Raw genomic sequence first — 26,966 nt, forward strand, 5'->3', positions numbered from 1 at the left:
TAATGGGGATTTTTTGTGCAGCGGAGCATAATGCTTCAAAGGACAATAATCATTGAGATGTAGTTGTGATTACGCTCAGATGACGTTAACTGGAGTATGCATAGTGAAACATAAAAACACGCAGTTACATGCAAGTTCAATCTCAGACCCGCAACATTTTTGGGCGCAAGCGGCACAAACTATAGATTGGCAGTCACCTTGGGATAAAGTACTCGATGACAGTGAGGCGCCATTTTACCACTGGTTCAAAGGGGCAAAGCTCAATACCTGTTATAACGCCGTCGATAGGCATGTAGAGGCAGGGCGAGGAGAGCAGGTTGCCATTCAGTATGTTAGTCCAGTAACAGATACCGAATATGGCATTACCTATGCCGAGCTGCAAGCTCAAGTGAGCCGCTTAGCAGGTTATATGGACTCAATAGGGGTGAAAAAGGGCGATCGCGTGGTGATCTACATGCCAATGGTGCCCGAAACCGCCTATGCCATGCTCGCTTGCGCCCGTATTGGCGCGATTCACTCAGTGGTCTTTGGTGGCTTTGCAGCTAATGAGTTAGCCACCCGTATTAATGACGCTAAACCTAAACTTATCTTGTCTGCATCATGCGGTATTGAGCCATCAGGTGTCGTGGCCTATAAGCCATTACTTGATAACGCACTGGAACAAGCGACGCACAAGGTTGAGCATTGCCTCATCTTAAATCGCTGTCAACTTGAAGCAAGCTTACAAGCTGGTCGAGATGTTGACTGGCAGACAGGTGTGGCAACTGCCGCCAATATTGACTGTGTGGCGTTAGAGGCAACCGATCCACTGTATATTCTTTATACCTCAGGCACCACCGGCCAACCAAAAGGGGTGGTACGTGATAATGGCGGCCATAGTGTAGCGCTCGCATGGTCAATGAAGCACATTTATGACATTGAAGCCGGTGATAGCTTTTGGGCGGCATCGGATGTCGGTTGGGTGGTTGGGCACTCGTACATTGTTTATGGCCCTTTGCTGGTGGGGGCAACCACCTTAATGTATGAAGGCAAGCCAATCGGCACGCCTGATCCCGGTGCATTTTGGCGCACTATTGCCAAATACAATGTGAAAAGCTTTTTCACCGCGCCCACAGCAATTAGAGCTATTAAGCGAGACGATCCTGATGGTGAATATCTCAAGGGTGTTGATCTCTCATGCTTAAAAAATGTGTTCTTAGCGGGAGAGCGCTGCGACCCTGACACCTTACATTGGGCGGAGCAAAAGCTTAACAAGCCAGTTATTGATCATTGGTGGCAAACTGAGACGGGTTGGCCGGTAGCTGCCAACCTTATGGGCTATGCGCCGGTTGAGGTTAAAGCTGGCTCGCCTGCGCTGGCGGTGCCGGGTTATCAAATTGAAGTGGTTGATGTCATGGGTGAGCAAGTTGCTGCCAATGAGTCGGGTAATGTGGTGATTAAGTTGCCACTGCCACCTGGAACACTAACCACGCTTTGGCAAAACGAGCAGCGCTATGTCGATAGTTACTTGTCCATGTATGAAGGTTATTACTTAACGGGCGATGCCGGTTATAAGGATGATGATGGTTACCTTTATATTATGAGTCGCATCGACGACATTATTAATGTCGCCGGACATCGCTTATCGACAGGCCGCTTTGAAGAGGTACTGTGTCAGCACGATGCCGTTGCCGAAGCGGCGGTAATAGGCGTCGAAGATGAGCTAAAAGGCCAAGTACCTTTAGGCTTAGTGGTACTAAAGAAAGGCGTCACACTGGATGAGCAAGAGCTTAATAAACAGTTGATGACACTAGTGCGTAAAGAGATAGGCCCTGTGGCGGCATTCAGGTTAGTGAGTGCGGTACAAAAGCTGCCTAAAACTCGTTCGGGTAAAATCTTGCGCGGTACCATGCGTAACATTGCCGACAACAAAAAGTACAATGTGCCAGCTACCATAGAAGACCCGGCAACCTTAGATATTGTTCGCAATACGCTAACTCGCATGGGATACGCTGACGCCCATGTATAATCAGCTAGATAATATATAGAGGTTGCTAATATGCAGCCCTTTTTTGTAATTATCGTATTTTTTCTGTGTTATTCATTATGTTATATCGGGAGGTTAGTTTGGTAAGGTTATCGTAAGGTATAATTTGATATCGGTTGCTATGGTTGTTCGGACTTGTTTTTAGCTTTAAAAATGAGCCTCTGGATCAAGTTGGCGACAAGCACTAGTTGTCGCTAAATGGGCCGGATTATCTATTAAACTGCATACATGGAGAGTAACATGGCTATCAAACTAAACTTATTGAGTAACCCAGGCTTTACCCACCAAAATTTTTCTAAACTAACGTCTGCTGGCTTATTGGCAGAATCACTCAGCCCAAATTCTACTGAACAGAATCAGAAGTTTCAGAATGTTGAAATTCAAAATGGTTACGGCACAGCAACGACTGTTTCTGTAAGCCCTGGTTATGGCGCAACAGTTACTGCTGAGATAGATATTGAAGTTACCACTGTGTCAGAAGAGGTATTTGATCAAATTGTTGATGAAGTAAAGAATAGTAGCAGCTATCAGAACAATAGAGACTTTAGGGAAACGGTTGATAAGTCGAGTTACTCTTCAGCAGCTTCTGCTTCGTCGGGTTTTTTTGGCTGGCTGATTGGACGTGGTAGCACTAATTACTCAAACAGCACTAGTAACTTAACTACCCAGATAAATGATTATCAATCAGGTGATGCGAGCAATGACACCACTGTTGCTAATTCAGTCGCCAACATTATGGTTAAAAATACATCTAAAGTTAGGGTGACAGCAAATGTAAGTGTTACAGGTCAACTGCTTACACCTTCACCAACTATTATTGCAGTCGAATCTACCGTGTTTTCATTTACAGATGAGAAAGGGAACTCCTCATCAGTGTCTATGTTGAACCAATCTCCTCTTGTTGCTGTTGACAGTAAATCTGGCACGGTGAGTGATAATTCACTTGAACCAGGATCCAAGTTGGCATTAACAAGCTTGTAAAATGATTTAGCAAGTTCAGGTCACGCTACCTGCATTTAGTTAGTGTGACTTTTTATGAGCAAAACAATAAAACAAAGCCAACCACTATTAATCAGTAGTCGTTAACTCGTTTATGGACATAATGTATGGTACGCCCCGTTATTGCAAATAATAAAGCAAGATAACAGGAGTTGGTTTGCGCTAATGTATTCAGAGTCTATTGAGACCTTCATTCGTCCCAGCTCTACGATGAGATCCGCGCCAGATTGTCCTCAAAAACGAGAAAGCATATTAATTGCTGTTCTGTCCATCAGGTCTTCAATCTGGTGGTCTAACCGTTTTGTCATCTATTTTTATCATCTGCAAACTCGGTAGTAACTCGATTTAAACTCTTAACTCGAACGCTTTCTGGCTTGTCATGACTGACCAAGCTATACGCGCTAATTTATTAGCTAATGCGACAACCGCAACATTGAACGGTTTCCTCATTCTTAACTCTGTTAACCAATGACCAAAATACCGCTCAGATGTCTCTGGCCTTGACACAATGACTCGTGCGGCATCAACAAACAATTCTCGCAGTTCTTTATTACCCCGTTTAGAAATGCCAAGCATCCTTGTCTTCCCCCCTGTGGAGTATTGAAACGGAACCAGACCAATCCAAGCAGCAAAATTTCGGCCATTCTTAAAATCTGATGCGTTCCCTACATTTGATAAGCAACAAGCAGCTGTCATTGGCCCTACACCAGGTATTGACTGTAGTAATTGCATTAATGGGTTTTCATTAAGTAACAACTGCAATTTCTTATCTTGTTTTTTTATTAATTCGTTCAGATGTTTGTAGTATTCATGTAACTCCTGCAACTCGACCATCAATGTTAAAGGGATCGGTTCACCTTTATCTGCTAGCCATTGGAACAGCTTTTTCATATGGGCATGGCCTCTAGGAAAGCTCATACCAAACTCAAGCAACATAGAGCCAATTCTATTCATGCTGGCAGTTCTTTCTTTGATGTAGCCCGAACGTATACGACGAATGACAGTGGCGACTTGTGCGGTTTCACTTTTTGGTGATGTGAATCTCATGCTGGGCCTCATTGCCGCTTCAGCAATGGCATCCGCATCAATGAAGTCATTTTTGTGAGTTTTAACGTAAGGTTTTACATATTGAGCGGGGATCAATTTAACTTGATGACCATATGACTCACATTTTCTAGCAAGCCAGTGGCAGCCACCACAGGCTTCCATAGCAATGATGGTTGGCTCTTGAATGGATAAAAATTGAATCAGCCTAGGTCTGGTTAATTTCTTACGAAGCACTTCCCTCCCAGCATAGTCATGAGCAATAAGATGAAATGTGCTTTTACCTAAATCAATCCCTATAACGCGAAAGTTAGACATGATGATCACCTCTTCTTTGTTAACCAGACAAACTGAAGTTTAACACTAGGTTGGGGCGTACCATCTTATTAACGAGTCATGACCAAGAGTTTAAAGGTCGGTCAAGATAATGTATCGCAATCATATGCAGTTCACCTGCCTTGAGCTTTTGCAAGGCGCCGTAAATATATCCCTATAGGCTCTGCTAAATCATCCATGATTTAGAAGCTTGCACAGCCCCAATTCAGATGAATAGCTAGCAAGTTCAGTTTAGTCGTCAACTCATTTTTGGACAGAAATGACTCATCACCAAGAGTTTAAAGGTCAGTCAAGAGAACGTATTGCAGTCATATGTAATTCACCTGCCTTGAGCTTTTGTAAGCCGCCGTAAATATATCCCTATAGGCTCTGCTAAATCATCCATGATTTAGAAGCTTGCACAGCCCGCTGCAGATGAATAGTTAGCATGTAGTCGTTAACTCGTTATTGGACAATTCCGTTTTAGCGAAATTGCTAATTCAGCAACACATGGATCATTAAAAGTATGGCAACGTCACTTAACTAACCCACTCAATCTTTATTAATGGAGCAGGCCAGTTCATCTTATGCGGGATGCACATTAGTTCAAATCAGTTAGCTCAAACTCACTAAATTTAGCAAAGTTGGGCACAGTGATTCTGCCGCTAAAGGTGTAAAGCATAACGCCTTGCTCGTGCCCTGATAGTGCGGCAGTGCTTATAATTGACTGCCATGTGTCGTTATCTTGCGTTCGATAATAAGCGCGAACTTTAGTGTCGCTTCTTTCAAGCTTTACCGATACTGTCGACTCACCGAATAATAAGCGATGTTTAATATCAGGCTGACCATTTTGTTCTACAACAAACACCAGCGATCGCGCACCCATAAACATCTCTTTACTGATTTTTATATAGTTATCATTGTCCCAGTAAATCCCTAGTCCAGCCTGCTCGAAACTGAGGTTCGGATCTAGATTAATCGTCACCTCCGCGCTGTATTCTGGCTTGTCTACCGGATAAATAAAGATGTTTTTTACATCATTAGCGCCAGCACCAAAGATATTGCCCTCTTGAACTTGCATTGTAAGCACTTCATTTTTAAACGACCAGTGCTCTGGGTTTTCATTTTGAATCGTCCAATTATCTAGATTGTTTATCATTGCGCTGTTCCTTACTATTAGATCATACGTTGGCGGAGTTGATAGAAAATATCGTCAAGATTGCCAAGATTTTGCAGCTTAATTCGGTCTAGTTCTTTTTGTACGCTGTCATACATAAGCTGATTACGCATATCACTCAGTGTGGCGTAATAGTGCATGCGGCGACCTAAAACAAAGTTATTCTGGTCGTTTTCACTCATCATCATAAAGTGCTCAATGGTGCGCAAAAATGTCTCTTTATCTTGTGGTAATTGTCCATTAAGTTCCGTCAATACATTGATGCCATGGAAGTTGCCATAATTACCCGTTATGCCGTCTAGCTTGCTGATAAGCTGATATTGTTCTTCAAGCATCTCTCGCTCTGTTAGTGGTGTAAATTGGCCGTTTTGTACTAACTCATCCAATTCAGTTCCCGATTTAACCGCCAGCGAGAGTATGCGAATTTCGTCTGGGTTGATTTGATTCAGTAGCTCGGCCGTTGCTGCGATATGTTGCTCTGACAGTTCTTTTCCACCTAAGCCAAGGATAATGAAGGTCATCATTTTCATACCCGCTTGCTTGGCATATTCGGCTGACTTCAAGATTGATTTCGGGGTGATCCCCTTTTTCATCAGTTTTAGAACCTCGATAGATCCCGACTCCATACCGCAGTAAAGCATGTTTAGCCCAGCATCGCAGATTGCTTTCATCTCCGCTGGCGATTTTTTAGTCATGGTCTGCGCCCGGCCATAAGAGCTGATCTGTTTAAGCTCCGGAAAAGCCTCTTTCAGTGTATTGAGCACGTCAAGTAAGTCTTGGGTTTCCATGGCGAATGAGTCGCCATCTTGCAAAAAACAGCTATCAAAGGTTCTGTTTTTATAAAACGCCCTCGCCGCCCAGATATCACGCTTAATATCTTCAACCGGACGAATAGAGAACTCCATGCCTTCAAAAAGGGTGCAGAACTTACATTTATTCCACGGGCACCCTTGTGTGGTTCTGATAAGCAAACTGTCTGCTTCTGATGGTGGGCGTATTGGGCCCTGTTGAAAATGTATCTGTGACATGGTTATTTATCCAATGAATTGAAATTGATTTGGCCATCCTACGGCAAATTTTACACGGTAAAAACGCGGTATAATTTGAATTATTATCAAAAACAAATAGATAAACACCGTGCACATCACCACACAACGCGATCTAATTCCCTCTTTATGGTCAGACTTAAAAATCAATTCTCAAACTAAATTTGATAATAAATCAATTTCTAGACTGTTTTTACTTTGCAATAATCACCGTAATATACACCCAAACCAACAACGCAGCACACCATCAGCTGCTTCAACTCCATACAAAGGAACACACTATGACTAAGCTAACTATCGTTGCAAACATCAAAGCCAATGAAGACAAAATCGAACTGGTAAAAGCAGAGCTGTTGAAATTAATCGACGTCACTCGCGCTGAAGACGGTTGCATCAACTATGACCTCCACCAAGACAACGACAACCCAGCGCATTTTACTTTTTATGAAAACTGGGTATCACGTGAACTTTGGCAAGCTCATATGGGCAACCAGCACCTTGCCGATTATATGGCAGCAACCGAAGGCTCTGTCGCAAGTTTCACTGTCAACGAAATGACCCAAATCGCTTAAGCCAACTTTGTATTCCCCCTTATTTGAGTGAATGGCTTTAAAAGCTTTTTGCTCAAATACACTTGTTTTCATCTACGTATTTTCTTGGTTTACATATCATGATCACAGACCTTTGGTTTTATGTTGCAGCGATACCTGCCGTTTTTTTCTATGGCATGGGCAAGGGAGGGGTCGGCGGTATTTTGGGGATGCTATCGGTACCTTTGATGGCGATGAGCGTATCGCCAGTTCAAGCCGCTGCGATTTTATTACCATTATTGTGTGGTATGGATTTAATGGCGCTGTTTTACCACCACAAGAACTGCAATTACGTCGAGCTAAAAAGTATGATGCCCTTCGCTATTTTGGGGGTGATGAGTGCAGCTTATTTTATGGGTAGTCTGTCAACATCTGTCGTTGAACTTATCATTGGGGGGCTGGCTTTGGTCTTTTTAACACAAAAGTTTCTGCTAAAGCAGGTTCAATTTAGCCACCCGATAAAGGGCTATGCCTTAAGTATGTTGTCTGGGTTTTCCAGTACAATTGCCCATGCCGGTGGTCCGCCTGCAAGCATGCATCTACTGCCAAAAAATCTGCCGAAAGAACAATTAATCGGCACCAGCGTAGTATTTTTCACGGTGCTTAATTTTATTAAGTTGATCCCATACAGCTATATGGGGCTGCTCGATATGCAAAACTTGATGACCTCGTTAGTTTTGGTGCCGATTGCGTTTTTAGGGGTTAGAGCCGGTGTGTGGATGGTGAATATCATCTCTCAAGAGTTGATTTACAAGATAAGTTATAGCGTTCTGTTTCTTACGGGAACAAAGATGCTCTATTCCGGCCTCACGGCACTTTAAATGCGATTTTAAAACCTCTTTTTCTTTTATCATAAGGTCACGTTATGTCTAACATTATCAATCTCGGGGTTACCGATTTATCTTTTCATCGCGTTACTGCATCGATAGTTAGCCATGTCTTAACTGATATGGGTTTTCAGGTGGAACGTGTCTACGCACCACATCAAGAAAATTTCCAAAATCTAAAAGCGGGCCGTATCGACATGCTCTCTTCGGCCTGGTTACCTTCAAGCCACGGTATCTATAAATCCGATGTTGAAACGGTAGAGCCTTTGTTAGAGTTAGGTTTGCACTATAAACCGTACGCTCTATGGGGGGTGCCCGATTATGTACCTGAGGAGGTTGTTTCACAAATCAGTGACCTATTAAAACCAGAAGTCGTTAAGCGCACCAACAAACACATTCAAGGTATTAACCCAGGTGCTGGCATTACCCGATTCTCTATTGAAATGATGGACCAATATGGATTAAGCGATGTGGGTTATCATTTTCACTCTGGTTCAGAAGAGGATTGCTTTGGTGCCTACGAACGTGCGGTTGAAAATAATGAGTGGGTTATTGTGCCATTGTGGAAACCACAGTTCTTGCACCACCTATTTACTATCCGTGAATTAAAAGAGCCCAAAGGATTATTGGGTAGCGTTGATCGAGCCATATTATTACTTCGACAAGAAAGATCAATCGTATTTACCCCAGCACAGTTGGCACAGCTAGATCAATTGCGCTTTTCAAATGAAATCATCGCAGAATTGGATTACAAGGTTTGCCGTGCGGGATTAGCGGTTGATGATGTGACTCGTGAGTGGTTGGACAACCATCAGTAGTTAAGACCATCACCGCTTTACTGAGGGCTGGCAATTTCCACGCCCTCACAACCTCAACAGTTAACCCAATAGAATCCCTTTGTCCTTCATTTGGATTAGAATCTGTTCGGTCTTTTCTCTAAGCATATCCCTTAATAGGCGGACGGTTGGGGTAATAGATTGTCGGCTTGGGCATATTAACCAAAGCTCAGTGGAAGTCGGTTTATAGTCTGCCATTACATTGACCACTTTCCCTGTTAGCAAGTCATCGGCCATATCGAGGCAAGACTTGATTGCTACCCCTTTCCCCGCCACACACCAGCGCCGAACAAGATCGCCATCATTAGATGCTCTGTTACCTTTCAGTTTTACCTTAATGTCCTCTTTTCCATCATTAAACAACCACTCATTTTGCAAAATATCATGTAACTGGTAAAACAGGGCATTATGTTCAAGCAGATCATCTGGCTCGGATGGAGTACCGTATTTTGCTAAATACTCCGGGCTGGCGCACAACAGCCTTGGCACATCACAAATTTTAAAACCGTACATACTCGCATCGGTTGGTGAGCCATAGCGCAGCGCCATATCAACAGAATCTCGATAAAAATCGATGTTGCTGTCACTGATACTGGAGCGAAGTGAAACGTCTGGGTAGTCCAACAAAAATTCATCAAGCCAAGGTGTGACCACATTTCGGCCCAAATCAGACGAAAGGGCGATGCGGATCTCTCCATCAATAATCCCTAGCTCTTCACGCATGTTCATTTTGGCTTTTTCAAGCATCTGCAACGCCTCTTCACACTGAGGCAAATAACGCTCGCCGGCAGAAGATAAGCGTATATGACGAGTCGTTCGTACAAATAATTCAGCCCCTAATGATGCCTCAACACGTTTCACCGCCGCACTTGCCGTTGCCGTGCGCATATCCAGATTTGTCGCAGCAGCAGTGATGCTGCGAAACTCTGCGACTTTTAAAATGACCTGAAAATCCTCTAAGAGCATAACCGTTACCTTTTAATCAGTGTGTTAACAAAATCTGAAAATGACTATCCCTTTATATCGCACCACATGAAATATTAAAAGATTATTATCAAATTTTAATTGGCAATTATTCAATTGATGGGCTGTTTTTCATTGGTAATGTTCGCACTATTATACCTCCATACCAACAACGCAGTGCGCTAAGCACGGCACTAACTCAGAACGAAGGAAACTCCTATGACTACATTAACGATTGTTGCAAACATCAAAGCCAATGACGACAAAATTGAACTTGTGAAAGCTGAGCTACTAAAACTTATCGAGATAACTCGTGCTGAAGAAGGTTGCATCAACTATGACCTTCATCAAGACAACGACAACCCAGCGCATTTTACTTTTTATGAAAACTGGGTATCACGTGAACTTTGGCAAGCTCATATGGGCAACCAGCACCTTGCTGACTACATGACAGCAACCGAAGGCTCTGTCGCAAGTTTCACTGTCAACGAAATGACCAAGATCGCTTAGTTAAAAATTAACGTATTTAAACATTCAATTATCAAAATAGATTTGAAAGTATTTACAATATAAGTCAGTAATTGAGTGTAGTACCTGTACTACATTTAGTGAGTAACTCAATATGACATGACGAGTTGCCCTATCACTAAAACATTAAAGACATCAAAATTACCGACGATTTCGGTATCAAATTTAAAAGGAACATCCCATGACTACATTAACGATTGTTGCAAACATCAAAGCTAATGACGACAAAATTGAACTGGTGAAAGCCGAGCTACTAAAGCTTATCGACATTACTCGCGCTGAAGAAGGTTGCATCAACTATGACCTTCATCAAGACAACGAAAACCCAGCGCATTTTACTTTTTATGAAAACTGGGTATCACGTGAACTTTGGCAGGCTCATATGGGCAACCAGCACCTTGCGGACTACATGACAGCAACGGAAGGCTCTGTCGCAAGCTTCACAGTCAACGAAATGACTAAGATCGCGTAACGACAACATAAAACAAGCTTGTTATAGCACTATGCCCTGACTAAAACGGTTAGGGCATCAAAGAACACCAATGAGGCTCGACATGAAAAATATCAAAATCTTACTAACACTTGCGACTGCGATGATAGTTAACACAGCGCAAGCGGCTGATATCGAAGTGGTTGCCAAGCTTGATGGCACACGACCAGGGAACATTACAGTAACGAAGCAGGGGCGTACTTTCCTTTCTATGCAACCCCTTGATGCACCTGAACTTCGTGTTGTTGAATTGATGAAGGATGGCTCAACCAAAGCATTTCCAACCCAAGACTGGGCAGATGGTCCAGATAAAGGTGAGGTTGGTTTGGCTTCAGTAATCGGTATTGATAGTACCGATGATGGTGTTGTGTGGGTGTTAGATATGGGCAGTGAAACTTCGCCTTCGCAAATTGTTGCATGGGATACCGTCAACGATAAGCTATTTAAACGCATTGAAATTGGAAAAGACGTACAGGTCGGTAACTCTTTTTTACAGGACTTTGCATTAGATACACTGCGTAACCAGATGTACATTGCCGATACGAGTTTAGGTAATCTGTATGGCGAAGCTGCGCCTGCCTTTGTTGTTGTAGATTTAAATACAGGTAAATCTCGCCGCGTTTTGCAATCAAATAAAGCACTGCTTTCACCTGAGCATGAAGTTGTGATTGATAGTTCTCGTATGGCGACAAAGCGTGAAGATGGTAGCGTTGATGCGCTTTATCTTGGTGTGAATCCAATCACTATTGATGCAAATAATGAATGGCTATATTTTGGTACAGTCAATGGTAGTGCTATCTACCGTATTCCTGCCGCTGCTCTTGCTAACACAGCGCTTAGTGAAGATGCATTGGCCGAGCAGATTGAATTTTTCAGTGAAAAACGTCCAAGTGATGGCATGATTATCGCAGATAACGGTGATATCTATGTCGGTGATATTGAGAAAAATGCTGTTGGTGTGGTGAATAAAGACGGCTACAAAATCTTTGCACAAGATGACAAGTTATTGTCATGGGCAGATGATTTCTCTATCCAGGGTGATTACTTGTACGTCACTCAAAACTCTCTTCACTTCCACCCTGCTTTCAACGAAGGCGAAGAAGGTTCAACCAAGCCATACCATGTGCTTCGAATCAAACTTAACTAATTGATGGTCTTTATAGCGGGAGTCATTCTCTCCTGTCCTTATTTTTCAATTCAATAGCGAGCCCATCATGAAAAATTCACGATAAAACCGAGTCGAGACCTTATCCAGATGTCTGAATTTGCCTCATCTGCTGTTGGCGGAGGTGATGTGATTGCTGACGGTAGCAAGGTTACACATCTTCAGGTTGGAACCGCGTGGTTGGTCTGTTTTTTCCGACTTGGGACACTGTCGCGATCAATCAAGGTAGCAACGATGTGGCCAGAGGCGGAGGCAGTACTGATGGTATGTTAGCTCAGGAAGTGGTTGGTCATGAAGATCGCTTTATAACTTTTCCAGATCACCTTTCTTACGAAGAAGCATCAACTGTAGTGGATCAGTAAATTTGGCCACATAGTCAGAACTCTAGACATAAGGAAAAGTAAGTCTAATCGCGTGTCTTGAAATTAGCCTCAATCCTGCTCTAGCTTGTTTTGGGGCATTTCCGCGTTAAGCATCAAGCCGCAAGAGTATAAATTGAAACACCAGTTAACCAGTGCAGATACGGCTGAAGCCGTCGAAAACAGGGATGTTTTCGTTGAGCCTACACGGACGTACTAGCGGCGAGCTTCAGCAGTGTCTGCACATGCGCCCGCTGCAGGAGATTGATAACAGTGAAGCTGCAACTCATAACTCGCTATCTGGTAGCGCTACCCCAAAAATGTAATCAACCTTCACTCAAAGGCTAACCAACTTTGGGGCAAAAGTTAGTTTCAAAAACTTACAGAACACACTAATCCCCATCGGAGTTGCCGAAGTACGTTGAAGAAATAATCGTAGTGCCCACACGGATGTGGGTATAGCTTTCGCGGGACAGGCCGTTCTTTGGCATCTGCCCCATATGGATATGGGAAATGTCTATATGATGTCGGGAACATCATTGACCATGCCACCGCGGCATTCGTAAATCCATTTACATCAGATGTCCCATCGGAAGCGTTAGGCGATTTCGAATAAGTATAAGGAAAACAACTTCGTTTGGGGCGCTGAGGGATAAACTCTTATGAAATCAAGAGCGGGGCGCAAGCGCTTTGCCCCATGGCTCTGCTCATTATTACAAGAATGGGCGAAGCGCCGCGACTTTAATCCGACGTAGTCTGATGCATTAGAGGTTTTGCCTGTCGCAGGCGATTAGATACACCTTAATTCAAAGGTAAACACGTTTTGGGCACTTCCAAGCTAACTATAGAACTATTACCAACTAAATCAGCCATCAAATACCTAGTATAGGTAAGGTAGAGACTGTCGAAATCAACGATGTTTTTGCTGGCCTATATCGACGTACTAGAGGCGAACCTTGGCAGCATCTGCACATTCATGGAATGACGACACCTCAACATCCTGTCTAGCACCTGTACCTTTAACAGATGATTTGAACCAGCTATATATAAGAACCGATACCATTGGCTTTCTTTTAGCTGGGATTCACTGTTCTCTATATAAAACAAGCTGGCAAAAGTTAAGTGGCAACTCGTGACAAAGCTAGTAATTTAGTTACCAAAGTCTGTATAATCCGCAACAAAATAAAACCTACCCTGTCAGCAAAGTCTTTTGAATTTACGACTAAAATAGATAGGGAATTCTCTGTGACCTGCGGAATAAAACTTAAATGAATAATCAAACCGAGCTTTATGATATTGGCGTTGTAGGCCTTGGCGTAATGGGTAAGAACCTTGCGCTTAATATCGCTGATAACCAATATAGAGTTGCTGCATTCGACCTCGATGCTGACAAGGTACAAGGGGTTGTTCGCCAAGAAGAATTAGAACGTATTAAGTATCTAAATAATACCGTCGATGCGCGTATCAATGGCTGTAATAATATTTCTGAAATGTTATCTAAATTAGAGAAACCGCGTGTAGTGCTATTGTCCGTGCCAGCAGGCGCGCCCGTTGACGGTGTATGCCAGTCGCTTATCGAAGCGGGTATCGAAGCTGATGATATTGTTATTGATACGGGCAATAGTCTTTGGACTGATACGGTTGAGCGAGAAAAGCGATATGCGAGTGACTTCTTATTCTTTAGCTGCGCCGTTTCTGGCGGTGAAGTGGGAGCCCGTTTTGGCCCCTCTTTGATGCCAAGCGGCAGTTTAACAGCTTGGAATCGTATAGAGCCTATATGGCAAGCGATTGCCGCTAAGGTTGATGCTAAAACCGGCTTGCCTATTGAGCGCTTTGAGCCTGGTAACCCAGTTAAAGAGGGCGAACCTTGTACCACTTATATTGGCCCAGCAGGCTCAGGTCATTACGTAAAAATGGTACATAACGGTATCGAATACGCCGATATGCAGCTTATTTGTGAAGCTTACCAATTGCTGCGTGATGGACTGGGTTACTCACCCGCCCAAGTGGGTAAAGTGTTTGAGACATGGAACGCAGGCTCGCTTAATAGCTATTTAATGGAGATCAGTGCTGATGTATTACAGCAAGCGGACCCATTAACTGGTGCGCCGCTGGTGGATATGATCCTCGATAAAGCTGGGCAAAAGGGCACTGGACTGTGGACTGCAGTGAGCAGTTTACAAATTGGTTGCCCAGCTCCTACTATTGCTGAAGCCGTTTATGCCCGTGCTGTAAGTACCCAAAAATCCCAGAGGCAAACGCTGAGTCAACAACTTGCTGGCCCAACAGGCGTTTCAATTGCTAGCCTTAATAATGGCGATGAACAGGCATTTATTGCTCAGTTAGAAAATGCTTTATACTGCGCTAAAGTGTCCTGTTATGCCCAAGGCTTCCAGTTGATGGCGATGCAAGCCAAAGAGCAGAACTGGCAGTTAGATTTTGCTGAAATCGCTAAAATATGGCGTGCAGGATGTATTATTCGTGCCACTTTCCTACAGTCGATTACTCAGGCTTACCAGCAAGATGCAGCGCTTGAGAATCTGTTGATGGCGGAAACATTTGCCAAAGCCTTATCTGAAAAACAAACCGATTGGCGTTATGCGGTATCTGCCGCGGTGATGAGCGGTATTGCTGCGCCATGTATCAGTTCGGCACTGGCTTATTACGATAGTTACCGCTGCGAACGGTTGCCTGCGAGCTTGTTACAAGGTCAACGTGACTTCTTTGGTGCGCATACCTTCGAGCGCACCGATAAGCCTGCTGGCGAGAAATATCACCTGAACTGGAGTAGCGAGTCGCGAACTTTAGATAAGGTGTAGAATTGATTCATTGATTCATTGATTCATTGATTCATTGATGCATAAATAAAAATGGCCGTTTTGTTTACACAAAACGGCCATTTTCTATTTGAAGCTCCTTAAAAAAGGCTTATACCAAACGGTATAAGTAGTTGGTCTACTCAGAGTTTTAGCGGCTGTGATGCTGCGTTAATGAGCTTGAACCTAGTTCAACTATGTACTTCACTCACTGCAAACCACATGGATGTGGTGAATGTCATTAATGCAGGAGCATTTAATGACCTTGCCTCAAAACCGCTAAACTCTCGCTGAGCGACCAAACCTTTATACCGATTGGTATTAGTTAGCAATTTTTAGGTCGGCTTTTTCAGTGATGAGATTCATATCAAAATCGAACTCGTCGACACGGATAGCACGCTCACGCTTCAGATTATAATCTTGCAGCAATTGATGTTCGCTATCGTTAATCACTTTAGCTTCAAGTGCAGCATCTAAAGTGAGCGAGAATCTAACACCTGGCTTAAAGGTGCGGGCTCTTATCGCTTTCTTCACCTTAGCAAGCAGTGGTAAACATTCCATCTTAGCAAGGTATGCTTGCTCGTTGATGTAGTTACCGTCGCCGGCCACGGGCTTAACAAGGTGGGTTAGATTCTTCTTAAACTCAGTGTTTAGCTGGGCTTGTTCGGCTAACTCACGGACTAAGTCATCGTTAATCTTTGTCATCTTAGGTGAGTAAGTGACGGTGATTAAGCGCATGAATTTGCGTGTGGCTGATGACGGGAAGTTATCTAAGAAGTCCAATAATGCTTTTTCTGCCTGGCATAAAGACCAACGTGTGGCGTAATGAAAGTAAGGCGCAGCTTCTGCTCTTTCGCTAGCGGATAGCTTTTGTTCATAGTAGCGAATCGATGCCATTGCGGCGTATAGGTAGCTCATTACATCACCAAGACGTGCTGAAAGCATCTCGGCTTGTTTCAACTTGCCGCCTAGCACGAGTAGTGAGAAATCGGCATAGACTGCCAACTTTGAGGCTAGCTTATGAACCGATTGCTCATAAGGTTTCACCTCTGAAAGTGTCGAACTTGCAGCTGCGGTGAATGGCAGTAAGCCAAGCTTAAAGGCACGCAAGCTGTTACCCACACTGTAACCTATGGTTTTGCGTAAAATGCCGTTGAACACTCTGTCAGCTTGCTTTTCGTTAGAATGAATAGACTCGACCATGTTTTGTAAGTATGGGTGGCAACGCATCACGCCTTGACCAAAAATCATCAGGTTACGGGTTAGAATATTCGCCCCTTCCACTGTGATAGCAATTGGCTGAGCAACGTAGCCTGAGGCTAACGTGTTTTGAGGGCCATTTTGAATCGCTTTACCGGCTTGAATATCCATTGCAGAATCGAGAATGTCACGACCCAGTTCTGTCATATGGTATTTGGCAATTGCTGTAACAACCGATGGCTTTAAGCCCAGACCCAAGCCTTCAGTGGTAAGTACTCGCATCGCTTCTTGCAAATAAGTTTTACCTGCAATGTCAGCAAGCTTTTCTTGAATACCTTCGAACTTACCAATTGATAGACCAAACTGCTCACGCACTGCTGCATATTCAGCAGAAGACTTAAATGAGCATTGGCTAACTGACACACCTAAAGCTGGCAGTGAAATACCGCGACCGGCACCAAGACATGCTACAAGCATTGCCCAGCCACGACCGATATTTTTCTGGCCACCAATAATAAAGTCCATTGGTATAAATACATTTTCGCCGCGAGTGGTACCGTTATAAAAACGAATGCCCATTGGGTCATGACGATTACCTAGCTCGACACCTGGATGTGCTCTTGGGATTAAGGCACAAGTGATGCCTAAGTTCTCTTTACCGCCAAGTAGGCCATTTGGATCTTCAACCTTAAAGGCTAGACCAAGTACACTCGCAATGGGTGCAAGAGTGATGTAACGCTTATCCCAAGTGACACTTAACCCCAAGACCTGCTCACCTTGATATTCGCCCATTGTCACGGTGCCAATATCAGGAATTCCGCCAGCATCTGAACCCGCTTCAGGGCTAGTTAAAGCAAAACAAGGGATCTCTTGACCGTTTGCTAAGCGTGGCAACCAGTAATCTTGTTGCGCTGAAGTCCCGTAGTGCATCAAAAGCTCACCTGGACCGAGTGAGTTAGGTACCATAACGGTAACCGCTACAGCAGAGCTTTTTGCTGCGATAGTCGCAACAATAGTGGAGTTGGCATAAGGGCTAAACTCTAGGCCGCCAAATGACTTTGGAATGATAAGAGAGAAGAATTTGTTTTCTTTAAGGAAGTTAAGAATATTCTCTGGTAGATGTTTACTGCGCTGAATTTCAAAATCATCAACCATCTCAATCAATGTCTGTACTGGGCCGTCGAGGAACGCTTGTTCGTCCGCAGACAAGGTTGCTACAGGAATATCGCGCAGAGCGGCAAAGTCAGGCACGCCTTGGTAAATTGAACCTTCTAACCACACATCGCCAGCGTCGAGTGCTTCTTGTTCAGTAGTAGAAATGCTCGGTAATACTTTTTTTAGTTTAGTTCTAATGCTCATTTTCGATGCTCGTCCGACCAGAAGTATGGTTCACATTACGTCACAAAATGAGCGATAGATCAAATTTTCAAACGATAAATTTAAACGCTTGTTTAGTTTTTTGTGTGGCGATGAATATTAACTATAAAAATTTCATAAGCTTACGCGTGTACTCTGAAATTAATTTATTTTTTAGGCTTTTGAATTAACTAGCGAAAAGTCGCGTTTTTTTATGCGAATAGAATCGAACTAATGATGATAATTGCTAAATTAGGCTTTCTGACTGCAGGTGCTTTTCGCTTGAATAGGAGAGGTTGAATCGTTGTAATACAAGCTAATTTCTCTGGAGGAAATTAGCTTACTGCGGGGTTATTCACTTAGCTATTTAGTCAGGATCTCAACCACGGTATCTGGATTAAGGCTATTGGCAATAAAGCAGTTTGCATGAGATTTTTGATGAATTTTAGCGATAACATCTTCACTCACTTCAACCCCATCGGCAAAGGTTATTTGCGGCTTTAAAGTGATTCTGTTGACGAACAGTTTACCCTGCTCATTTTTACCAAGCTCAGCTTCTGCATGGTCATGGTAGCTGATAACGGGCAGGCGCTTCAGGTGAGCAATGGTTAAAAATGTCAGCATATGACAGGAAGATAGCGCCGCTAACAAGCTCTCTTCTGGATTAACAAAGGCACTGTTGCCGCTATACTCTGGCGCAGATGAAGCGTTAACTTGTTGACCGCTGCCATAAACAATACTGTGATCGCGACAAAACCCCGCGGGCTCTGTAGCCGGTGTATCAGCCGCTATCCAGTTAATATCTATATTAAAACTCATATTGTTTACTCGCTGCCAAAAGAGTGAAACTAACCTCTTGTTTATCGTGGGTCAACTTAACAACGGCTAAGCTGAATGTAATTAATGGCGCAAAGGTTTGTTAGCATTAAGCTAATCAATGGCTTTGCGACTGCTGCCAGGCCCATAGCCAAAGTAGCGTTTAAAGGCTTTCGCAAAAGAGACGTCGGTTTGATAGCCAACATCGAGTGCGGTTTTATAAACACTGTCGCCTGCGCGTAGTTGTTTCTGTGCTTGTGATAAGCGTAGCCTAGTTAAATACTCAAGCGGGGTCAGTTCAAGATAGGCTTTAAAGTAACTCGCAAAACTTGCCCGTGAATAGCCACCTATTTCGGCCATAGTGGTTACGGTCCATGGGTGAGCTAAGTCGGTATTGATTGCATGCAGTACCTTATTCATTTTTGGATCTTGTAACGCTTTGAATAGACCAATACTGGTCTGCTCATCTAAGGATAGTTTTCTTATTAGATTTAAGAAAAAGACTTCACTTAACCGCGACAAAATCACCTCGTTGGCCAGTATTCCCAGTTTTGCTTCTTCAATAAGGCTTTGGACTATGCCAGCAAGTGCGCCTTGCTGCTGATGTTTATGGATCACCATACAGGCTGGCAGTTGATTGATCAGAGGGTGGCTTTTGTCTTCACAAAAATCAAAGTAACCGCATATCAAGCCTGTTTGATCGCTTGATCCATGAGCCATTGGGTAGGCGATAAAGTTATCGATGCTAGCTGCTGTTTTTTCGTTATCACTGCTGCTGATAATATGGGGCGCATCATGGGGAAAAACCACTAAGTCACCAGCGGTTAATTCAAGGGCATTAATATCATCACAATATAAATACGCCTGACCTTGGCTAACTAAGTGAAAGCTCGCCAGTCCACTGCCAGAAGTGTCTGTACTCCAAGTGTTACAAAGTAAGGAGCGGTGAAAAATCGTCGCATTAAGGTGAAAGCCTGCAAGTAAACTATTGATATCAATCATTGATAACCATTTTCTGTTGTAAGTTAAATTCTAAAAACTACGTATTAAGACGGCTTATTTAATAAGATTAGACGATCAGGCATAAAGCGCAGACTCTCAGGCATACTCTCTTTTTCTCTAGCTCGCTATTCTGGTGCTGTTAGTTCAAACACATCATTAAGGAAGACAAAATGAAAAAGCTCATCACTCAAATAATGCTAGTAACAGCAGTGCTGTTTAGCTTTGCGACGTCAGCTGCAACCCCGACTCAAAATGCCGACGGTGTGGTAGAAATTTACTTAGACCAACACGGTGGTTACTTCAGTGCTAAAGATACATTAGCGTCATTAAAACCAGGTAAATACCAATTCATTATTACCAATAAGGCTGGCAAGTTAGTTGGTTTTCAGCTGCAAAACTTCACCACGCATGAAGCGTTAGATATGTTTCCAATTGAACCTGGTAAAACACTTCGCAGTGATGTTGTTGAAGTGACAGCTGAAGGCGTTCGTTTTAGATGCCCGATCAACCCAACACCATGGTATGACATGGATGTAATTAAAGCTGGGTAGGTTAGCATCGTCTATTTAGCTGACTGCTTCAGATCTCAACAGACCGAGTATTGAGGAGGTTTATTGCTTATTGGGTTGTATTGGGATAAAAAAAGCCGCTAATGCGGCTTTTTTTGATCGCATCAGACCTAGCTATAGACATTAATAGATTGAGTTGTTTCAACGTAGGTTTGCATAACCGCCTGCTGTTGTTGCTGAGCTTTATTGTCTACTACAGCTTGTCGAGCATCATCGTTATTAGATAAGTAATAAGTAGACGCTGGCGTTAGGTTGCTGTTTCCAGTAGTTACGCCGGCTATATCAGCATAAAACTGGTATTGCGCCTTAGCTTTTTTGTAGTCAACATAATTCTCTACCTTTTCGCCTTCATTAGGCAGCTTGGGCTCAACAGGCAAAACTTCTGCTTGCTTGGTTGCGGCGACTGTTTTTGCCGTTGAACTGTCTTTTGCTGCCAAGGTTATAGCGTTAGCAGAGAGAGTGACTGTATCCGGTTGTGCCGCTTGGGAAAGGGGGTTGCCTGAGCTTGCGGGTGTGTTCTGTTGCGCGTTTTTTGGCGTGCTTATAGGTGTACTTTGAGTCGGGGACTGAGTAACAGTTTGGGTAAGGGGTTGTGATACTTGCATATAACCTCAGTCATCAAAATATTTTAATATGCTGTATTCTAAGTGATTGAAACTGAATGTGAACTGAATCAGATGTGAACAGGTATTTTTACTAGGTTTAGCTGAGAGCACTGTTTACAAAGTACTCTCTCAGTCTCAGCGTGTTTGCGGTGTAATATTTAGTTAAAAAATATGCCCAGCGACTCGTCATCGAAGGGCATATACCCGTTCTACTCGAATATGCTTGTTTCAGAGGCATTGTGCCTGTTCAATTCTAGGCGTACTAATGTGGAAATGGTTATTCCCTTTTAAGTGAGTGCAACAACGAAGTGGGCAGGCACAAAGCCTTCTGCGATGGGCGTTTCTTATATAAAAAGCATGGGCTTTACTCCGTGTTATTGATTTTACCAAGGGAACGACCATTAATGGCAATCAATGCCTCGCCTATATGGATGTAGGTGCTTAGGTTTAGTCTGGAACAATAAACCTGTGATTAAAGCCCATTAAATTCCCACTGAATCCAGCATCTTCAGGTAGAACGGGTATATAATATTTTAAGCTAGCATTCGAGCTTAAGGCTATTGTGGCAACTTAACGCGCTGATGGGATAAGCAAAAGTATCGCACTGAATATTGTGCTTAATCCCATGGCATAGGGCATAAACTTTGCTCGGTAGCTTAAGGTCATCACAACCAATAAGCCAGCAACGGCTAATAGGCCAAAATAGATAATACTGCCGTACGCAACACCTTGCAGCAACGTGCAGCCCCAGTAGGTAAGGGCTAGTCCAAACCAACCTGCAGTTGATAAAACTCTGCAGCGCTTATCACTCGGGGCATAGCCTAAAACTTCTCGATGATGAGAAAACATAGCCAGAGCTAATAGACTAAATGCGACGTAACTGAATCCTAATAAGCTCAACATTGTCATTTATGCCTCTTTATTTATTGCTGAGTTGCCTAGAGATAGATCAGGCATTGAGCCATTTTTTTGCCGCTTTGCAGGCTGTTTTTGTTGCTGAGCAAGCTTGCTGCGGGCAAACAGTATGCACAGTCCAATTATGCTGCAGATAATGTCAAATCCAGCTAGTGACCATTGCCCTTGGCTCATATTGCTGAGTAGGTTGCTATTAGAAGTTAAGGCATTGAGTAGCGGAATGGCTATTAAGCTCAGCCCCGATAGTGCGAGTACAGCGCGCCACACGGATAATGTGCGCTTGAAACAAGCGATAAATCCGATAAAAGCGAGTACCAAGAAAAAGCTATTGGCTTCCCATTGCGCTCGATTAACCATATCAAGGGGGAGTAATCTATTGGCATAGAAAAACGCACTCGCCGCCAGTGGCAAACCGGCGATAAAAGTAAGGTTTAACCCTTCAACTAAACGTAGTCCTAGTGTGGCTTTTTTGCCCTGCTTTAATTGTTTTTGCTGCTTTTGGCGAATTTTGTTGGCCCACATAAGGGTGCCTGTGGCAATCATGGCACAGCCCATTATCCCTGAGATAAAGAAAAGTAGCCTTAAAGCGGGCGCAGAAAAGCGTCCAGTGTGTAAAGCTATCAAGGTATCATGGGTATTTTGTGCGCCTGAATCAGGCTCTATGCCCTTACTCATCAACTTGCCATTTACCGCATCAAATACAATCGCTGTCCTTCTGTCGGTAACTGTTTCACCGGTATCTCTGTAGACATTCACTCTGCTGTTTTTGTCGCCAGGGTTGTTTATGACCACTTGCCTAATGGGACTGCTTCCTAGAAGTTGATGGATTTGAGGCAGCAAGGAGGTTAGCTGAACTGTGTCTGCGGCTTCGCCAACGGGTTTTACTTGTACTCGACTTGGCTTTAATTCTTTGCGAAATGCTTGTGAGTCGCCATCATATGCAGTCATCACAGCCCAGGGCATATACATCGCCATAAAGGTAACCAACCCGGTGTAGGTGATCATCAAATGGTAGGGCAGGGCAAGGACTGAGCTTACGTTATGAGCATCAAGCCAAGAGCGACTGCCTTTGTTGCGTCTAAAGCTAAAGAAATCTTTAAAAATCCGCTTATGGATAACAATGCCGCTGATCAAAGCAATCAACATAAACATGGTACAAAAACCGACAATCCAACGGGCAATTTTGGCTGGCATATAGTGCAGGTCAAAATGTAATCGATAGAAAAAGTTACCGCCCTTTGTTTGGCGAATATCAGTGATAAGTCGCTCTTGACCCTCTTGCACCACATGCTCGATAAATTGGCCACGTCGTTGACCCGCTTCTGGCTGTGTTTGCCAGCTATAGCTTAGATAAGGTTTGCGGTCCGTTGGAAAATTGATACGCCAATCTCGTGCGCCATCTGCATGCTGAGCTAGGTAATGTTGAGCTTTGTCTAGTTCAGGCTCGATGAGGCTCGCATCATAACTTTGAATAACATCTTTATGCAGTTCTGGTTTAGTCCAAAGGCTAATATCGTGTCGATAGTAGCTTAGTGTTCCAGCAAAGAAAATTAACAGTAATACCCAACAGACAAGTAAACCAACCCAAGTGTGCAGCCAAGTCATGCTGCGAAAAAAGTTCTCTTTCATGGTTAGCTAATCAACCTAATCATCAGATAAAAAACGCCGCTCAAGCCGAGCAGATCACGCCATGCAACAAAATGACTCTGTACGCTAAACACCCAAATGACTGCAGCAGCATAGATAGAAAATGACAGCATCATTGCGGTCAATGTGCTTTGAACGGCAATAAGCGGCAGGGTGACTGCGAGCAGTCCACAGGCGGTTGCGGCTAAAAGATAGCCCCCGAAGATAGCAGCTAGAGCTCGTGAGCTAATATTGAAAACCTGTGAACTAGTTAAGCGATTGATATTAGAGCTAAATGAGACCACTTTTAATGTCACCTACATGTTAGACGTTATTAATCGTTCGCCTAATTTTTTATAAAGGAGGGCAATATTTTACATTAAACTGTTTAATTGATAACTATTTTTATTCGTATTTGAATGTAAAGATGACAATCTTGAGATATGTGTCGCAAAACCCCTCATCCCATCAAAGCCTCTGTAAAAAGTTAATCCGGCTTTTAGCTATGCTAGTTCTTAATAATCATGTGCTTAAGTAATTATTCATTTCCACCGCTGTTGCGCAAATGTTATGAATACGTATGCAGTCTGTTGTGGTTAAAATTCAACCTTGGCTAGTATGGCTGTTAAAAATAAGCCTAATGTCAGCTTAGTTTGAGTCGTATACGTAGACATTGGGTCACTAAAAAAGTCGCAAGGCCAAGGGGAAAACCAATGTCACACTTTAAACCCAGTGTTCTAACATTAGCGCTCGCTGCTGCAGGGTTGGGAGGCGCTTTTTTTGTTCAGCCTCTCCAAGCAGCAGAAGATAAGAAAACGGAATCTACGGTTGTAGCCGCAGAAATCAGCAAACCTGTAGTTGAAAATAAAAATGATGCGGATGAGCAAGAGATTGAACGCATTGAGGTGACGGGGTATAGCCGCAGTCTCATCGACTCGCTTAACCAAAAGCGTTATGGCGATACGGTATCTGAGCAGTTGAGCAGTGATGATTTAGGCTCGCTCCCTGATGTTTCTATGGCGGACGCATTGACGCGCCTACCTGGAATATCCGCGGTACGTACTGGCGGACAAGCTGCAGAAATTAATATTCGTGGTATGTCGGGCGGGTTTGTATTTTCAACACTGAACGGCCGTGAGCAGGTCTCAACCAGTGGTAGTCGCAGCATTGAGTTTGACCAATACCCTTCAGAGCTTATTACATCAGCCGCCGTTTACAAATCACCTAAAGCATCACTAATTGAAGGCGGCGTTGCGGGTACGGTCGAACTTGCCACTGCCAGCCCATTGGCTATTGATAAGCAACACAGCTTTGTTGCTAACGTGCGCGGCATGTACAACGATCGCGCCAGTGAGGTTTATGGTGCAGAGGACTATGGTCACCGCCTGAGTTTTTCTTATCAAGGTAAGTATTTTGACGACACTTTAGGTGTGGCATTGGGCTATGCCCGATTAGAGCAACCCAGCGTGGCAACTCAATTTATTGGTTTGGCTTATAACGATCTTAAAGATGTTGATGGGCTGGCAGATGATAGTAATGGACCACAAGGTACTGATTCGGCTAAAGAGTACATCAGTGAAGGCTTTGAAGTGCAGCACTTAGGCGGTGTTGAGACCCGAAATGGTTATATGGGGGCAATAGAGTGGGCGCCTAATGATACCTTTACCTTGAAAGCTGACGCTTTTGTGTCGCGTTTTGATAGTGAAGCATTTGCTCGAGGTTACCGAGTTAAGTTAGGCGGCCCGAATGCGGCGGTTGCTAACCCTGCGCTTGACGGTAACGCTGTCATCGGTGGTAATTTTAACCGCACCTCACAAAGCTATACTCGCGTTGAAATTGTCAACGATGATAACCAAGATTATGATGAAGTTGACAGCTTTGGTATTAATGGTACTTGGCAAGCTACAGACCGTTTTACTGTCTCTGCTGACGTGTCTTACTCGGCGGCAAAAAGTGATTTCAGAAATGGTTTGTTGTGGGCTAATGTCGCTGAAGATGCCACATTAGATACGCCAATTTTAGATGAAAATGTCGCGATTAATTATCAGTTAAACGGCTTAGACCTACCTAACGTTGGCTTTAATCAGGCTGGCGCATTTTCTGATCTCGATAAAGTGATGGTCAGTAAATATGGTATCTATCCTTTTGTGAACGAAGATGAAGTAAAAGCCTACCGATTAGATTTTAAATATGAGCTAGATAACGACTATATTGCCTCGATTGAGTTTGGCGCCCGCTACTCAGACAGAACTTACTCCAACGATCGCTCTGTATTTGAATATGGTAATGATGGCGCATTTTCGGCAACTGAGCCGCCACTGCGATTAACTGATGACATGACCACCGTGGTGGATTGGGAGGGCGATTTTAACTACTTCCCATCTTACTTAGCGATTGATCTCGATAAAGCTTTAGCTGCTTGGTTTCCTGATGGCACGCCAGAGCCGGTACAAACTTGGGGTAATGCAGACGGGGTTGATGATGCTAAAGGTTACACCAGTAACTACTCTTGGTCGGTACTGCAAAGTGGTGAAGTGTATGAAAAAATCCTAGCTGCTTATGTGATGGTTAACTTTGACATGGAGCTGGGCGATCTGCCTATTACTGGTAACTTAGGCCTGCGCCGTGTTGACACCGACCAGTCTGCAACCCTTCTTGAGAACGTCAAAGGCGACCCTAGCTTAGGGGCGCAATACATTGTTGATGGCGTAGGTATTGTGAATAATTACTATGCGCCGACCATTAAAGGTATTGAGTACACCGATTACCTACCATCACTGAACCTTAATTTTAAGGTGACGGATGACTCTCAAGTTCGCTTTGCTGCGGCCAAAGTAATGTCTCGTCCGCCTATTAATCGCTTAGCGGGGGATGCTAGTGCCAATGTTAGCGATGATGGTGTTATCAATGGTTCAAGTGAGAATAACCCATTTTTAAAGCCTTTTTACGCCAATCAATACGATATCTCTTACGAGTACTACCTGCCTGATGGTGCCATAGTCGCAGCATTGTTTTATAAAGATATCGATTCATTCATTGAAAAGTTAGCTATCGACAATTTTGATTTTGTTGGTAATGGTTTTAATGTGCCCGATAGCATTGAAGACCCCGTCAGTGGTGAGCTGATTGAAACCACTAATGGGGTTTACACGACAGCGGTAAACAACAATAAAGGCGGTTATATACGTGGTCTAGAGCTGGCATATACCCAAGTCTTTACTGCGCTGCCTGATGGCCTCAATGGTCTTGGGTTGAACTTAAGTTACTCCTACACTGAGAGTGAAGTCGAAACGACCACAACGCTTGGTGGTGATGAGCAAACGCAATCGCTGCCGGGCCTATCAAACAATGTAGCCAGTGCAACGCTGTTCTACTCCTATGAAGGCTTTGAAACCCGTGTTAGTGCGCGCTATCGCGATGAGTTCGTTTCTGAACAAGTAGCGATTAACAATCAGGTAGTGAATTTTGCTGCTGAAACCGTGGTTGATTACCAAGCCTCATATCAAGTTAACGACGCAATAGGCGTGCTATTTCAAGTGAATAACCTCACCGATGAACCCACCAAAAGTTACTTTGGCAATGAAAGCCAAACCGGCACATTGCAGTACTTTGGCCGGGAGTTTTATCTGGGGATGACCTTCACGCTGTAGTGACAGTTGTAAAAATTCAATCAAGGCAGGTCGTTGCATCAATCAG

General features: G+C 43.6%; 24 protein-coding genes. 13 read left to right on the forward strand and 11 right to left on the reverse strand.

Annotated features, from left to right (window positions below; all coding sequences use genetic code 11):
* Positions 1–79: 79 nt before the first annotated feature.
* Both AB4135_RS02910 and AB4135_RS02915 read left to right on the forward strand, forming a co-directional pair.
* Complete coding sequence (locus AB4135_RS02910; protein WP_371990258.1) at positions 80–2,008, forward strand: propionyl-CoA synthetase; 1,929 nt, start codon at positions 80–82, stop codon at positions 2,006–2,008.
* A 258-nt stretch (positions 2,009–2,266) separates the two neighbouring features.
* Positions 2,267–3,007 (forward strand): hypothetical protein, encoded by a 741-nt coding sequence (locus AB4135_RS02915; protein WP_371990162.1) that lies wholly within the window; start codon positions 2,267–2,269, stop codon positions 3,005–3,007.
* A 363-nt stretch (positions 3,008–3,370) separates the two neighbouring features.
* On the opposite strand, the gene AB4135_RS02920 is transcribed toward AB4135_RS02915, so the two are convergent.
* The 3 genes from AB4135_RS02920 to AB4135_RS02930 all read right to left on the reverse strand — a co-directional run bounded on the left by AB4135_RS02920 (position 3,371) and on the right by AB4135_RS02930 (position 6,589).
* On the reverse strand, positions 3,371–4,387 hold the full coding sequence (locus AB4135_RS02920; protein ID WP_269967860.1) for an IS110 family transposase: 1,017 nt from the start codon (positions 4,385–4,387) through the stop codon (positions 3,371–3,373).
* A 598-nt stretch (positions 4,388–4,985) separates the two neighbouring features.
* Complete coding sequence (locus tag AB4135_RS02925) at positions 4,986–5,543, reverse strand: DUF1349 domain-containing protein (RefSeq protein ID WP_371990164.1); 558 nt, start codon at positions 5,541–5,543, stop codon at positions 4,986–4,988.
* 17 nt (positions 5,544–5,560) lie between these two features.
* Positions 5,561–6,589, reverse strand: coding sequence for a radical SAM protein (locus AB4135_RS02930; protein ID WP_055023927.1), 1,029 nt, complete (start codon positions 6,587–6,589; stop codon positions 5,561–5,563).
* 299 nt (positions 6,590–6,888) lie between these two features.
* Between AB4135_RS02930 and AB4135_RS02935 the strand changes: the two genes are divergently transcribed.
* From AB4135_RS02935 to AB4135_RS02945, 3 genes are all read left to right on the forward strand, one after another.
* Positions 6,889–7,179 carry a putative quinol monooxygenase gene (locus tag AB4135_RS02935; RefSeq protein WP_371990166.1) on the forward strand — a complete coding sequence of 97 codons (291 nt, stop codon included), beginning with the start codon at positions 6,889–6,891 and terminating at the stop codon, positions 7,177–7,179.
* Between the two features lie 98 nt (positions 7,180–7,277).
* The gene (locus AB4135_RS02940) at positions 7,278–8,018 is read left to right on the forward strand and encodes a sulfite exporter TauE/SafE family protein (RefSeq protein WP_371990168.1); all 741 of its coding nucleotides are present in this window, start codon (positions 7,278–7,280) and stop codon (positions 8,016–8,018) included.
* Positions 8,019–8,062: 44 nt separating this feature from the next.
* Positions 8,063–8,842: a glycine betaine ABC transporter substrate-binding protein gene (locus AB4135_RS02945; RefSeq protein WP_102475383.1), complete on the forward strand. Its 780-nt coding sequence runs from the start codon at positions 8,063–8,065 to the stop codon at positions 8,840–8,842.
* Between the two features lie 60 nt (positions 8,843–8,902).
* Here AB4135_RS02945 and AB4135_RS02950 read toward each other — a convergent pair whose 3' ends face one another.
* The gene (locus tag AB4135_RS02950) at positions 8,903–9,826 is read right to left on the reverse strand and encodes a LysR family transcriptional regulator (protein WP_102526534.1); all 924 of its coding nucleotides are present in this window, start codon (positions 9,824–9,826) and stop codon (positions 8,903–8,905) included.
* 216 nt (positions 9,827–10,042) lie between these two features.
* Here AB4135_RS02950 and AB4135_RS02955 point away from each other — a divergent pair, with 216 nt between their 5' ends.
* From AB4135_RS02955 to gndA, 6 genes are all read left to right on the forward strand, one after another.
* Positions 10,043–10,333, forward strand: a complete 291-nt coding sequence (locus AB4135_RS02955; protein WP_102322248.1) for a putative quinol monooxygenase — start codon at positions 10,043–10,045, stop codon at positions 10,331–10,333.
* Between the two features lie 199 nt (positions 10,334–10,532).
* Positions 10,533–10,823 carry a putative quinol monooxygenase gene (locus AB4135_RS02960; RefSeq protein WP_055026561.1) on the forward strand — a complete coding sequence of 97 codons (291 nt, stop codon included), beginning with the start codon at positions 10,533–10,535 and terminating at the stop codon, positions 10,821–10,823.
* An 82-nt stretch (positions 10,824–10,905) separates the two neighbouring features.
* Positions 10,906–11,988, forward strand: a complete 1,083-nt coding sequence (locus AB4135_RS02965) for an L-dopachrome tautomerase-related protein (protein WP_371990171.1) — start codon at positions 10,906–10,908, stop codon at positions 11,986–11,988.
* A gap of 194 nt (positions 11,989–12,182) precedes the next feature.
* A complete protein-coding gene (locus tag AB4135_RS02970; protein WP_102530869.1) occupies positions 12,183–12,368 on the forward strand; it encodes a hypothetical protein in 186 nt (61 codons plus the stop codon).
* A 194-nt stretch (positions 12,369–12,562) separates the two neighbouring features.
* Positions 12,563–12,691, forward strand: a complete 129-nt coding sequence (locus tag AB4135_RS02975) for a hypothetical protein (protein ID WP_371990173.1) — start codon at positions 12,563–12,565, stop codon at positions 12,689–12,691.
* A 942-nt stretch (positions 12,692–13,633) separates the two neighbouring features.
* Positions 13,634–15,184, forward strand: coding sequence for an NADP-dependent phosphogluconate dehydrogenase (gene gndA, locus AB4135_RS02980; RefSeq protein WP_371990175.1), 1,551 nt, complete (start codon positions 13,634–13,636; stop codon positions 15,182–15,184).
* Between the two features lie 318 nt (positions 15,185–15,502).
* Here the strand turns inward: gndA and AB4135_RS02985 are convergent, their stop codons facing one another.
* From AB4135_RS02985 to AB4135_RS02995, 3 genes are all read right to left on the reverse strand, one after another.
* The gene (locus tag AB4135_RS02985) at positions 15,503–17,740 is read right to left on the reverse strand and encodes an acyl-CoA dehydrogenase (RefSeq protein ID WP_371990177.1); all 2,238 of its coding nucleotides are present in this window, start codon (positions 17,738–17,740) and stop codon (positions 15,503–15,505) included.
* Positions 17,741–18,100: 360 nt separating this feature from the next.
* Positions 18,101–18,556, reverse strand: coding sequence for an OsmC family protein (locus AB4135_RS02990; RefSeq protein ID WP_371990179.1), 456 nt, complete (start codon positions 18,554–18,556; stop codon positions 18,101–18,103).
* A 111-nt stretch (positions 18,557–18,667) separates the two neighbouring features.
* Positions 18,668–19,555, reverse strand: a complete 888-nt coding sequence (locus AB4135_RS02995; protein WP_371990181.1) for a cupin domain-containing protein — start codon at positions 19,553–19,555, stop codon at positions 18,668–18,670.
* Between the two features lie 170 nt (positions 19,556–19,725).
* Here AB4135_RS02995 and AB4135_RS03000 point away from each other — a divergent pair, with 170 nt between their 5' ends.
* Positions 19,726–20,106, forward strand: coding sequence for a hypothetical protein (locus AB4135_RS03000; RefSeq protein WP_371990183.1), 381 nt, complete (start codon positions 19,726–19,728; stop codon positions 20,104–20,106).
* A 128-nt stretch (positions 20,107–20,234) separates the two neighbouring features.
* Here the strand turns inward: AB4135_RS03000 and AB4135_RS03005 are convergent, their stop codons facing one another.
* From AB4135_RS03005 to AB4135_RS03020, 4 genes are all read right to left on the reverse strand, one after another.
* A complete protein-coding gene (locus tag AB4135_RS03005) occupies positions 20,235–20,729 on the reverse strand; it encodes a hypothetical protein (RefSeq protein ID WP_371990185.1) in 495 nt (164 codons plus the stop codon).
* A gap of 570 nt (positions 20,730–21,299) precedes the next feature.
* Complete coding sequence (locus AB4135_RS03010; protein WP_371990186.1) at positions 21,300–21,638, reverse strand: DUF3325 domain-containing protein; 339 nt, start codon at positions 21,636–21,638, stop codon at positions 21,300–21,302.
* Complete coding sequence (locus tag AB4135_RS03015; RefSeq protein WP_371990188.1) at positions 21,639–23,273, reverse strand: PepSY-associated TM helix domain-containing protein; 1,635 nt, start codon at positions 23,271–23,273, stop codon at positions 21,639–21,641. It lies immediately after the preceding gene.
* 2 nt (positions 23,274–23,275) lie between these two features.
* Positions 23,276–23,575: a hypothetical protein gene (locus tag AB4135_RS03020; protein ID WP_371990190.1), complete on the reverse strand. Its 300-nt coding sequence runs from the start codon at positions 23,573–23,575 to the stop codon at positions 23,276–23,278.
* A 408-nt stretch (positions 23,576–23,983) separates the two neighbouring features.
* On the opposite strand from AB4135_RS03020, the gene AB4135_RS03025 reads away from it, so the two are divergent.
* Positions 23,984–26,920 carry a TonB-dependent receptor gene (locus AB4135_RS03025; RefSeq protein ID WP_371990192.1) on the forward strand — a complete coding sequence of 979 codons (2,937 nt, stop codon included), beginning with the start codon at positions 23,984–23,986 and terminating at the stop codon, positions 26,918–26,920.
* The last annotated feature ends 46 nt before the right edge of the window (positions 26,921–26,966 follow it).

Origin of the sequence: Shewanella sp. 10N.286.54.B9 (assembly GCF_041468565.1) — a bacterium.
In the GTDB taxonomy this organism is placed as follows: Bacteria; Pseudomonadota; Gammaproteobacteria; order Enterobacterales; family Shewanellaceae; genus Shewanella.

What these genes read in the sequence shown, in the direction of transcription:
- AB4135_RS02910 (WP_371990258.1), top strand. Translation starts at nt 80, where the DNA reads ATGACGTTAACTGGAGTATGCATAGTGAAACATAAAAACACGCAGTTA.
- AB4135_RS02915 (WP_371990162.1), top strand. Translation starts at nt 2,267, where the DNA reads ATGGCTATCAAACTAAACTTATTGAGTAACCCAGGCTTTACCCACCAA.
- AB4135_RS02920 (WP_269967860.1), bottom strand. Translation starts at nt 4,387, where the DNA reads ATGTCTAACTTTCGCGTTATAGGGATTGATTTAGGTAAAAGCACATTT.
- AB4135_RS02925 (WP_371990164.1), bottom strand. Translation starts at nt 5,543, where the DNA reads ATGATAAACAATCTAGATAATTGGACGATTCAAAATGAAAACCCAGAG.
- AB4135_RS02930 (WP_055023927.1), bottom strand. Translation starts at nt 6,589, where the DNA reads ATGTCACAGATACATTTTCAACAGGGCCCAATACGCCCACCATCAGAA.
- AB4135_RS02935 (WP_371990166.1), top strand. Translation starts at nt 6,889, where the DNA reads ATGACTAAGCTAACTATCGTTGCAAACATCAAAGCCAATGAAGACAAA.
- AB4135_RS02940 (WP_371990168.1), top strand. Translation starts at nt 7,278, where the DNA reads ATGATCACAGACCTTTGGTTTTATGTTGCAGCGATACCTGCCGTTTTT.
- AB4135_RS02945 (WP_102475383.1), top strand. Translation starts at nt 8,063, where the DNA reads ATGTCTAACATTATCAATCTCGGGGTTACCGATTTATCTTTTCATCGC.
- AB4135_RS02950 (WP_102526534.1), bottom strand. Translation starts at nt 9,826, where the DNA reads ATGCTCTTAGAGGATTTTCAGGTCATTTTAAAAGTCGCAGAGTTTCGC.
- AB4135_RS02955 (WP_102322248.1), top strand. Translation starts at nt 10,043, where the DNA reads ATGACTACATTAACGATTGTTGCAAACATCAAAGCCAATGACGACAAA.
- AB4135_RS02960 (WP_055026561.1), top strand. Translation starts at nt 10,533, where the DNA reads ATGACTACATTAACGATTGTTGCAAACATCAAAGCTAATGACGACAAA.
- AB4135_RS02965 (WP_371990171.1), top strand. Translation starts at nt 10,906, where the DNA reads ATGAAAAATATCAAAATCTTACTAACACTTGCGACTGCGATGATAGTT.
- gndA (WP_371990175.1), top strand. Translation starts at nt 13,634, where the DNA reads ATGAATAATCAAACCGAGCTTTATGATATTGGCGTTGTAGGCCTTGGC.
- AB4135_RS02985 (WP_371990177.1), bottom strand. Translation starts at nt 17,740, where the DNA reads ATGAGCATTAGAACTAAACTAAAAAAAGTATTACCGAGCATTTCTACT.
- AB4135_RS02990 (WP_371990179.1), bottom strand. Translation starts at nt 18,556, where the DNA reads ATGAGTTTTAATATAGATATTAACTGGATAGCGGCTGATACACCGGCT.
- AB4135_RS02995 (WP_371990181.1), bottom strand. Translation starts at nt 19,555, where the DNA reads ATGATTGATATCAATAGTTTACTTGCAGGCTTTCACCTTAATGCGACG.
- AB4135_RS03000 (WP_371990183.1), top strand. Translation starts at nt 19,726, where the DNA reads ATGAAAAAGCTCATCACTCAAATAATGCTAGTAACAGCAGTGCTGTTT.
- AB4135_RS03005 (WP_371990185.1), bottom strand. Translation starts at nt 20,729, where the DNA reads ATGCAAGTATCACAACCCCTTACCCAAACTGTTACTCAGTCCCCGACT.
- AB4135_RS03010 (WP_371990186.1), bottom strand. Translation starts at nt 21,638, where the DNA reads ATGACAATGTTGAGCTTATTAGGATTCAGTTACGTCGCATTTAGTCTA.
- AB4135_RS03015 (WP_371990188.1), bottom strand. Translation starts at nt 23,273, where the DNA reads ATGAAAGAGAACTTTTTTCGCAGCATGACTTGGCTGCACACTTGGGTT.
- AB4135_RS03025 (WP_371990192.1), top strand. Translation starts at nt 23,984, where the DNA reads ATGTCACACTTTAAACCCAGTGTTCTAACATTAGCGCTCGCTGCTGCA.